This window comes from Jatrophihabitans sp., from assembly GCF_036389215.1.
Lineage (GTDB): Bacteria > Actinomycetota > Actinomycetes > Mycobacteriales > Jatrophihabitantaceae > Jatrophihabitans_A.
Window position 1 is genome coordinate 1 of the sequence record NZ_DASVQG010000021.1, and the last position, 4,137, is coordinate 4,137.

The window sequence follows — 4,137 nt, forward strand, 5'->3', positions numbered from 1 at the left end:
CCGCGATCCGCCGCATCGCCACCGTCAGCTCGGCCCGGTCCAGCGGCGGGAACTCCGGAACTCCGGAGTCGAGCAGGAAGCACTTGAACCCGGCCACCCCGGCACGGTGCAGGTCGAGCAGGTCGTCACCGGAGGACCCGCTGTTGGCCGGTACCGCGCCGCCCCAGAACGCCACGTCGACGTGCACCCGGCCCTCAGCAGCCTGCTGCTTGATCCGCAATGACGCCAGGTCGAGGGTCGGCGGGATGCTGTTGAGCGGCATGTCCACCACCGTGGTGATCCCGCCGGCAGCCGCCGCCGCGGTGGCCGTGTCGAAGCCTTCCCACTCGGTCCGGCCGGGTTCGTTGATGTGCACGTGCGAATCCACCAGGCCCGGTAGCAGCACGCAGTCATCGGCTATGACCACCTCGCGGGCCGCCGCCGCGTCCGGACCGGTGGCGGCCGGGGCGTCGAAGCCGTCCACCGAGACGATGCGCCCGGCGCTGACCCGCACGGCACCGGAGCGCTCACCCTCGGCAGTGATGATCCGGCGGGCCCGCAGCAGCAGATCGGTCATTGCTTCATCCAACACGGCCCTATCCAACACGCAGGCGCCCACGCCGCCGGTCTCACGCTAGGTTTGGACGGGACTGGAAGAGGGTGGTGTACGTGGACCCGGCAGACATCGGCCCGATCGCGGTGGCCGAGTTCGACGTGGCACCGGTAGCCGACGCCGCCGCCGAGCTGATGCCGTGCTGCGCCAGCAGGCGGTGGATCTCCGGGCTGGTCAGCGGCCGCCCCTACGCCCGGCTGGACCGCCTCACCGCCGCCTCGGACGCGCTGCTGGCGCGGCTGGATTGGCCGGAGCTCGAATCCGCGCTGGCCGGCCACCCCCGGATCGGTGACCGCGCGAGCGGTGCCGGCCGGTCCGACGGCTGGTCCCGGCAGGAGCAGGCCGGCACCGCCACCGCCGCCGATCTGGTGCGCCAGGAGCTGGCCGCCGCCAATGTCGCCTACGAGCGCCGCTTCGGTCACGTCTTCCTGATCTGCGCCACCGGCCTGTCCGCCGAGACGATGCTGAACGCGCTGCTATCCCGGCTTGCCAACGACCCGATCGCCGAGCGCGAGGTGGTCCGGTCCGAGCTTGCCAAGATCGTCCGGCTGCGGTTGGCCAAGGCCTTCCGGTGAATGCCAAGCGTGCCTGTCTGTGCCAGGCTCACTGCTCATGAGCGAGCATCGATCGAGCGCAGCGAGTGAGGAGCGCAGCGAATGGCAGGGATGAGCGCTCGCGCGAAGACCGAGGTCCAATAGTGAGCTTGTCCACCCACGTCCTGGACGCGGTGCACGGCCGCCCGGCACACGGCGTGCCGGTCCGGCTGGAGCGGCGCGACACCGACGGCTGGATTCCGCTGGCCGAGCGGGTCACCGGCGCCGACGGCCGGATCTCGGACCTGTCGCCGGGGCTGGCGGCCGGGCACTACCGGCTGGTCTTCGACACCGAGAGCTACCTCGGTCCGCAGGCGTTCTACCCCGAGGTCGTCGTCAGCTTCCGCGTCGAGGGCGCCGGCCAGCACTACCACGTTCCGTTGTTGCTCAGCCCGTTCGCCTACTCGACCTACCGGGGCAGCTGATGGCAGTCCGAGGGGAAGACTGATGGCAGTCCTTGGCGAGAACCGGTACGGCAAGGCCGAGGTCCGGGTGGTGCGGGTCGACCGCAGCCAGGAACCGCACGGCATCCGCGACTGGAACGTCTCGGTCAGCCTGGCCGGCGACATGCGCGAGGTGCACCTGTCGGGCGCGAATGATCAGGTGCTGCCGACCGACACCCAGAAGAACACCATCTACGTCCTGGCCCAGCAGCTCGGCGATGTCGAACCGGAGGTGTTCGCCCTGGCGCTGGCGCGGCACTTCGTCGACCGCCAGCCAGGTATCTCCCGCGCTCGGGTGCAGCTGGACAGTTACGGCTGGAACCCGATCGGGCCGCACTCGCTGGTCCGTTCCGGGGATGGGATCCGCACCGTCACCGTGGTGCACGACGAGCAGTCCGGCAGCTGGGTGCTCGGCGGGCTGCGCGAGCTGACCCTGCTCAACACCACCGACTCGGAGTTCTGGGGCTTCGCCCGCGACGACTACACCACGCTGGCCGAGACCACCGACCGGATGCTGGCCACCAGCGTCGAGGCGCGGTGGCGGTTCCGCGACGCTGACTACGACGGCGGCGACTGGGCGGTGACGTACGACACGGCCCGGCAGGCGCTGCTGGACGCCTTCACCGGCACCTACAGCTACTCGCTGCAGCAGAGCCTCTACGCGATGGGCTGCCGGGTGCTGGCCGAGGTGCCGCAGGTGTGCGAGGTCCGGCTGGCGTTGCCGAACAAGCACCACTTCCTGGTCGACCTCAGCCCGTTCGGGCTGCCGAACCACAACGAGGTCTACCTGGCGGCGGACCGGCCGTACGGCCTGATCGAGGGCCAGGTGCTGGCCGACGACGCGCCGGAGGCGGGACCGGCCTGGTCCTGACAGCGGGGGGCCGGCAGGTCGGGTCAGCTCCGGGCCGGGCGTTTTGCGCCGGTCCCGGCTATGGTCGCTGAGACAGAAGGAGGCGATCCGTGGACTTCCTGCGACCAGGGTCCTGGGCGGAGGCGCTGGCGGCCAAGGCCGAGCAGCCCGCTGCCGCCCCGCTGGCCGGTGGCACCGACCTGATGGTCGAGATCAACTTCGACCGCCGCCGGCCCGAGGCTTTGTTGGACCTGAATCCGGTGAGCGAGCTGGCCGACTGGGCGATCGAGGACGGCGAGCTGGTGCTCGGCGCGACGCTGCCCTACGCCCGGGTGATCACCGAGCTGGGCGACCGGCTGCCCGGCCTGGCGATGGCCTCGCGCACCATCGGCTCCCCGCAGATCCGCAACCGCGGCTCGGTCGGCGGCAATCTCGGCTCGGCCTCGCCGGCCGGGGACAGCCACCCGGTGCTGCTGGCCCTGAACGCGACGGTCGAGGTGGCCTCGGCCCGCGGCAGCCGGCTCATTCCGGTCGACGACTTCTACCTCGGGCCCAAACGCTCGGCACTGGCTCCGGACGAGCTGATCCGTGCCGTCCGGATCCCGGAGGGCTCCGGCCCGTGCCAGTTCGCCAAGGTGGGCACCCGCAACGCGATGGTGATCGCGGTCTGCTCCTTCGCGGTTGCCCTGCACCCGGCGACCGGTTCGGTGCGGACCGGCATCGGCTCGGCGGCCCCGACCCCGCTGCGGGCCACCGCCGCCGAGGCGTTCCTGGCCGGCGAGCTGGATTCGGCCGGCCACTGGGAGTCCCGAGCCGAGCTGACTGCCACCGCGGCCGCCCGGTTCGGTGAGCTGGTCGCGCAGGCGGCGACACCCATCGACGACGTCCGCGGCACCGCGAGCTACCGCCGGCAGGCGCTGGCCGTGCTGGCCCGGCGAACCCTGACCTGGGCCTGGCAGGAGTACCGCGCATGCGCCTGAACACCACGGTGAACGGCGAGGCCCGCCAGGTCGACGACGTCTGGGAGGGCGAGAGCCTGCTCTATGTGCTGCGCGAGCGGATGGGCCTGCCCGGCAGCAAGAACGCCTGCGAGCAGGGCGAGTGCGGCTCGTGCACGGTGTACCTGGACGGCGTCACGGTCTGCGCCTGCCTGGTCGCGGCCGGGCAGGCCGAGGGGCGCAGCATCCAGACGGTGGAGGGGTTGGCCGACGGCGCCGCGCTCGACCCGATCCAGCAGGCCTTCATCGACGCCGGCGCCGTGCAGTGCGGTTTCTGCACGCCCGGCCTGATCGTGGCCACCCACGACCTGCTGGCCCGCCGGCCGCAGCCGGAGGTGGCCGAGATCCGCGAGGCGCTGGCCGGCAACCTGTGCCGGTGCACCGGCTACCAGCAGATCATCGAGGCGGTGCAGGCCGCCGCCGTGAGCCGGGGTACCGGCCAAGCAGGCAACGGACAGGCAGGCATCGGCCCAGCAGGCGCCGGCCAGGCAGGTGCCCTGTGATCGTCCTGGAGGGTGGCCACGTCGCCACCGTCGACGTGTCCGGAACCGAATACCCTTCCGGGCACGTGGCAATCGATGGCACCACCATCGTCGCGGTCGGGCCTGGGCCGGCTCCGGAGGAGCTGAGGCGCGGCGCCCAACTGCTCGACACCACCGGC

The 4,137-nt window shown here is 71.8% G+C and carries 6 protein-coding genes; 5 read left to right on the forward strand and 1 reads right to left on the reverse strand.

Annotated features, from left to right (window positions below):
- The coding region (locus tag VF542_RS00835; protein ID WP_408649810.1) for an amidohydrolase family protein at positions 1-556 on the reverse strand (556 nt) is incomplete at its 3' end.
- Positions 557-648: 92 nt separating this feature from the next.
- Here VF542_RS00835 and uraD point away from each other — a divergent pair.
- The 5 genes from uraD to VF542_RS00860 all read left to right on the forward strand — a co-directional run bounded on the left by uraD (position 649) and on the right by VF542_RS00860 (position 3,979).
- Entirely contained in the window at positions 649-1,167 is a 519-nt protein-coding gene (gene uraD, locus VF542_RS00840) for a 2-oxo-4-hydroxy-4-carboxy-5-ureidoimidazoline decarboxylase (protein ID WP_408649811.1), read from the forward strand.
- 119 nt (positions 1,168-1,286) lie between these two features.
- Complete coding sequence (gene uraH, locus VF542_RS00845) at positions 1,287-1,610, forward strand: hydroxyisourate hydrolase (protein ID WP_408649814.1); 324 nt, start codon at positions 1,287-1,289, stop codon at positions 1,608-1,610.
- Between the two features lie 19 nt (positions 1,611-1,629).
- Positions 1,630-2,499: a factor-independent urate hydroxylase gene (gene pucL / locus VF542_RS00850; RefSeq protein WP_408649815.1), complete on the forward strand. Its 870-nt coding sequence runs from the start codon at positions 1,630-1,632 to the stop codon at positions 2,497-2,499.
- Positions 2,500-2,588: 89 nt separating this feature from the next.
- Positions 2,589-3,458, forward strand: a complete 870-nt coding sequence (locus VF542_RS00855; protein WP_408649812.1) for an FAD binding domain-containing protein — start codon at positions 2,589-2,591, stop codon at positions 3,456-3,458.
- Positions 3,449-3,979: a (2Fe-2S)-binding protein gene (locus tag VF542_RS00860; protein ID WP_408649813.1), complete on the forward strand. Its 531-nt coding sequence runs from the start codon at positions 3,449-3,451 to the stop codon at positions 3,977-3,979. The genes VF542_RS00855 and VF542_RS00860 overlap by 10 nt, the downstream gene beginning before the upstream one ends.
- Positions 3,980-4,137: the final 158 nt, after the last annotated feature.

Bases quoted from the DNA above. Each gene is read 5' to 3' on its own strand.
- VF542_RS00860 (WP_408649813.1), top strand. From the start codon at position 3,449: ATGCGCCTGAACACCACGGTGAACGGCGAGGCCCGCCAGGTCGACGAC.